This window comes from Variovorax sp. 20P10.2.4 (assembly GCF_058244205.1).
This window is the reverse complement of record NZ_JBZAYE010000621.1, coordinates 1-4,241: the sequence shown is the minus strand read 5'-3', so window position 1 is coordinate 4,241 and position 4,241 is coordinate 1. Positions and strand designations below refer to the sequence as shown.

Genomic DNA, 4,241 nt, shown 5'->3' with positions numbered 1-4,241 from the left:
GCGTGCTGTCGCATCAGCGCTCCCAGCTCGTCGTCAGGAATTGGCATGCCGTGTCCTTTCCTGCGCCGGGCCCGGGCGCTCGTCGCGCAGGCTTTCGCGCAGCAGGGCCCGCGCGCGCGACAGCCGCGACATCACGGTGCCCAGCGGCACGCCGGCGATGCGTGCGATGTCTTCATAGCGCAGCTCCTCCAGTTCGCGCAGCACGATCGCTTCGCGGTAGACCGCGGGCAGGGCGTCGATCGCGGCATTGACGCGCTCGCCCTGCACGCGCCGCTCCCACAGCCGCGCGGGATCGCCGGCCTCCGGTGCCGTCGCGCCGGCGGACTCGCTGTCGCGCAGCTCGTCGAACTCCACCTGGTCGGCCAGCTGCCGGTTCTGCCGCATCCAGTCGTAGCAGGCGTTGCGCACGATGCCCAGCAGCCAGGGCCGCGCGTTCTCGCCGCGCAGCCCGTCGAAGAAACGGAAGGCCCGCAGGTAGGCCTCCTGCACCGCGTCCTCGGCCAGGCGGTCGTCGCGCAGCAGCCAGCGCGCGAGATTCCAGGCCGCATCGAGATGCGGCAGGGCGGCGGCTTCGAACTGGCGGGTGCGATCGGTCAAGGGACGTGCTTTGGGGGCATGACGCGGCGGGCGCGCGTTTTATTCCAGCCTCGCGCGAAAAAATTTCGGGGAATAGACGAAGGGCACCGCGCGTCATGCCCTGTGCCGATTCTCTTCCTCTCTTCTTTCAGGAGTCTTTCCCCATGACCGCCTTTCCAGGATTCGCACGCCTGCTCGCCGTTCTCGCGGCCTCGGGCGCCCTGGCCTTCCCGGCGCTGGCCGCCGGCCCCAAGGCCTACGTCGGCAACTTCAAGGACAGCACGCTCAGCGTGATCGACACCGGCAGCGAGCGCGTGCTCGCCACCGTGCCGGTGGCCGCGGGGCCCGACGGCATCGTGATCTCCCCGAACGGCCAGCGCGTGTTCGTCAGCGGCTCCAGCGCCTCGGCGGTGAGCGAGATCGACGCCGCGACCGACCGCGTGACGCACACCATCGAGGTCGGCCAGGGCCCGCAGGGCCTGGCCACCACCGCCGATGGCCGCTGGGTGCTGGTGGCCGTCAACGGCGACGACCGCGTGGCCTTCATCGACACCGCGACCCATGCCGTGGGCGCGAGCGTGGCCGTGCCCAAGCCGCACACCATCGCCGTGCGGCCCGATGGCCGGCAGGCCTACGTGGCCTCGCAGGCGCCGGGCCATTTCGCGCTCGTGGTGCTCGACCTGGCGACGCGCAAGGCGGTCTCGGAGATCGCGCTCGACAAGCCGCCGCGCGACCTCGAGTTCGGCCCCGACGGCAAGGCGCTCTACCTGACGCTGGCGGGCGTGCCCGCGGTGCAGGTGCTGGACGCGACCACCAACCAGTGGCTGGCGCCGATCCCCACCGGCGTATCGCCCCACATCGCGCAGCACTTCGCGGGCATGGCGAGCGGCGTGGTCGTGGTGCAGGGGCCGGGCGAGGTGATGCTGTTCGACCCCGCGACGCGCGCGCCGAGCCGCAGCATCGCCGTGGGCAAGCAGCCGCACTGGCTCGACATCTCGGCCGACGGCGGGAAGCTGTGGGTCAGCAACGAAGGCTCGAACGACGTCAGCGTGATCGACCTGGCCGGCGGTCCGTCGCACACCGTGGCGGTCGGCAATGCGCCGCGCAAGGTGGCGGTGCAGCGCAGCACGCCGGCCGGGCACGCGGGCGGTTCGGCGCATGTGGCGATCCGCAACTTCGCCTTCGAGCCGGCGCAGATCACCGTGAAGGTGGGCCAGCCCGTGCGCTGGAAGAACGACGACGGCGCGCCCCATGGCGTGGTGTTCAGGAAGGGCGGCCCCGCGGGCATGGACCTGATGCTGCCGGGCCAGGACTTCACGCAGACCTTCGACAAGCCGGGCGTCTACGACTACGCCTGCTCGGTGCACCCCTACATGACGGCGCGCGTCACGGTGATTGCACCCTGACGTGCAGGCCTCGGGCGGCCTGCCTATGATGGTCGTGCAGCCACGCGCGACTGCGCGGTTCGGCCGTTTCACAGGAACCATCCACACCATGAGCATTCCCACCACCCGCCTGGGCCGCACCGGCCTGACCGTCTCCCGGCTCGCGCTCGGCACCATGACCTTCGGCCTGCAGACCGACGAGGCCGTGTCGCACCGCATCCTCGACAAGGCCGCCGAGGGCGGCATCAACTTCCTCGACACCGCCGACGTCTACCCGCTGGGCGGCACGGTCGAGACCACGGGCCGCACCGAGGAGATCATCGGCAACTGGCTCGAGAAGCAGGGCCCCGCGGGCCGCCGGCGCTTCGTGGTCGCGACCAAGGCGGTCAACAAGGTCGGCCCCAATCCCTGGGACCAGGGCGCCTCGCGCAAGCACCTGCTCGATGCCATCGACCTCTCGCTCAAGCGGCTGAAGACCGACCACGTCGATCTCTACCAGCTGCACATGGACGACCGCGAGACGCCGCTCGAGGAAAGCATCGAGGCGCTCGACACCATCGTGAAGTCGGGCCGCGCGCGCTATGTGGGCGTGTCGAACTTCCTGGCCTACCGGCTCGCGCGCGCGCTCGGCAAGTCCGACCTGCTGCGGCTCACGCGCTTCGTCTCGGTGCAGCCGCGCTACAGCCTGCTGTTCCGCGAGATCGAGCGCGAGCTGCTGCCGCTCGCGAGCGAGGAAGGCCTGGGCGTGATCCCCTACAACCCGCTGGCCGGCGGCCTGCTCACCGGCAAGTACAAGCCCGGCGCCAACCCCGAGGCCAACACCCGCTTCACGCTCGGCACGGCCGGCAACATGTACCAGGACCGCTACTGGAACGAGCGCAGCTTCAACACCGTGACGCAGCTGCATGCGCTGGCCGACGAGGCGGGCGTGCCGCTCGCGACGCTGGCCGTGGCCTGGGTGATGGCGAACCCGCTGATCACCGCGCCGCTGCTCGGCGCGAGCCGGCCCGAGCAGCTCGACGCGACGCTCGCGGCGGCCGAGTACAAGCTCGACCCCGCGCTCAAGCAGAAGCTCGACGAGCTGACGGCCGAGTACCGCAAGGGCGACGCGCCGCGCTGAACGCGGCCGGAGGCGTGTTGCGCCTCAGCGCCAGCCGCGGTGCCAGCCCGCGTGCGGGTTGTACCAGCCCCAGCCGTAGTGCGGGTGGTAGCGCCAGCCCCAGCCGGGGCCGGGCGAGACATAGGTCGGGCCGATGATCGCCACGCCCACCGGCGGTTCGATCGGCGCGGCATACACGGCCGCGCCGTGCACCGGCCCCACCGGTGCCACCACGCAGGCACTGAGACTGGCCGCCGCGGCGAGGGCCGCGGCAATCGCTGCGAGTTTCATGGGTTGCTCCTGAAGAACGAGTCGTTGAAGGTTTCGGCTTCTTCAATGCCGCGGCCGGTGCGCGAGCCGACGCGGCGGCGGTAAAGATTTCTTAGCGCGCGCCAACTGACAGCTTTGTCAGGAAGTCGACAGCGAGCGGTTGGAAGACGCGGCCTAGAGTGGCCGCACCATGGCTCGCTCCGCTGCAACCTCCTTCCCCGACCTTCCGCGCCGCGCCCTGCGCGCGCCCGCCGCGGCCGCGCTGGCCGCGCTGCTGATCGCGGGCTGCGCGGTCGGCCCCGACTATGTGCGGCCCTCGATGGAGGTGCCCGCGGCCTACAAGGAAGACGGTGCGTGGAAGACCGCCACGCCGCAGGCCATCGATCCCTCGCATCCCTGGTGGGAGGCCTACGGCGACGCCACGCTCAACGGGCTGCTGGTGCAGGCCAATGCCGCCAACCAGAACATCCGCCAGGCCGAGGCCCAGTACCGCGAGGCGCGCGCGCTGGCCTCGGCCGCGCGCGCCGGCTTCTATCCCACCCTCGGGCTCAACGCCGGCGCCAACCGCGCGCAGACCAACAGCACCGGCAGCATCGAGCGCCGCACCACCGACACCCTGGGCCTCGCCGCGAGCTGGGAGCCGGACGTGTGGGGCGCGGTGCGCCGCTCGGTCGAGGCCGGCGACGCGAGCACGCAGGCCAGCGCCGACGACCTCGCGGGCGCGCGCCTGAGCATCCAGACCACGCTGGCGCAGGACTACCTGCAGTTGCGCGCCATCGACCTGCAGCGCGCGCTCTACGCCACCACCACCGCCGCCTATGCGCGCGCGCTCGAACTCACGCAGCACCAGTACGCGGCCGGCACCGTGCTGCGCTCCGACGTGGCGCTGGCCGAGAGCCAGCTGCGCACCG

5 protein-coding genes are annotated in these 4,241 nt (G+C 71.4%); 3 read left to right on the top strand and 2 right to left on the bottom strand.

The genetic code is table 11. The features are described from left to right. Positions 1–33 precede the first annotated feature (33 nt). Entirely contained in the window at positions 34–597 is a 564-nt protein-coding gene (locus AC27VN_RS34400; protein ID WP_208507814.1) for a sigma-70 family RNA polymerase sigma factor, read from the bottom strand. Between the two features lie 143 nt (positions 598–740). Here AC27VN_RS34400 and AC27VN_RS34395 point away from each other — a divergent pair, with 143 nt between their 5' ends. Further along, complete coding sequence (locus AC27VN_RS34395) at positions 741–1,982, top strand: YVTN family beta-propeller repeat protein (protein WP_490879486.1); 1,242 nt, start codon at positions 741–743, stop codon at positions 1,980–1,982. Between the two features lie 88 nt (positions 1,983–2,070). Continuing rightward, a complete protein-coding gene (locus tag AC27VN_RS34390; protein WP_490879485.1) occupies positions 2,071–3,081 on the top strand; it encodes an aldo/keto reductase in 1,011 nt (336 codons plus the stop codon). A 24-nt stretch (positions 3,082–3,105) separates the two neighbouring features. Here the strand turns inward: AC27VN_RS34390 and AC27VN_RS34385 are convergent, their stop codons facing one another. Continuing rightward, entirely contained in the window at positions 3,106–3,351 is a 246-nt protein-coding gene (locus AC27VN_RS34385) for a hypothetical protein (protein WP_490879484.1), read from the bottom strand. A gap of 169 nt (positions 3,352–3,520) precedes the next feature. On the opposite strand from AC27VN_RS34385, the gene AC27VN_RS34380 reads away from it, so the two are divergent. After that, positions 3,521–4,241 (top strand): TolC family protein (locus AC27VN_RS34380; protein WP_490879483.1); only part of this gene is annotated, 721 nt, incomplete at its 3' end.

Bases quoted from the DNA above. Each gene is read 5' to 3' on its own strand.
- AC27VN_RS34385 (WP_490879484.1), bottom strand. From the start codon at position 3,351: ATGAAACTCGCAGCGATTGCCGCGGCCCTCGCCGCGGCGGCCAGTCTC.
- AC27VN_RS34390 (WP_490879485.1), top strand. From the start codon at position 2,071: ATGAGCATTCCCACCACCCGCCTGGGCCGCACCGGCCTGACCGTCTCC.
- AC27VN_RS34395 (WP_490879486.1), top strand. From the start codon at position 741: ATGACCGCCTTTCCAGGATTCGCACGCCTGCTCGCCGTTCTCGCGGCC.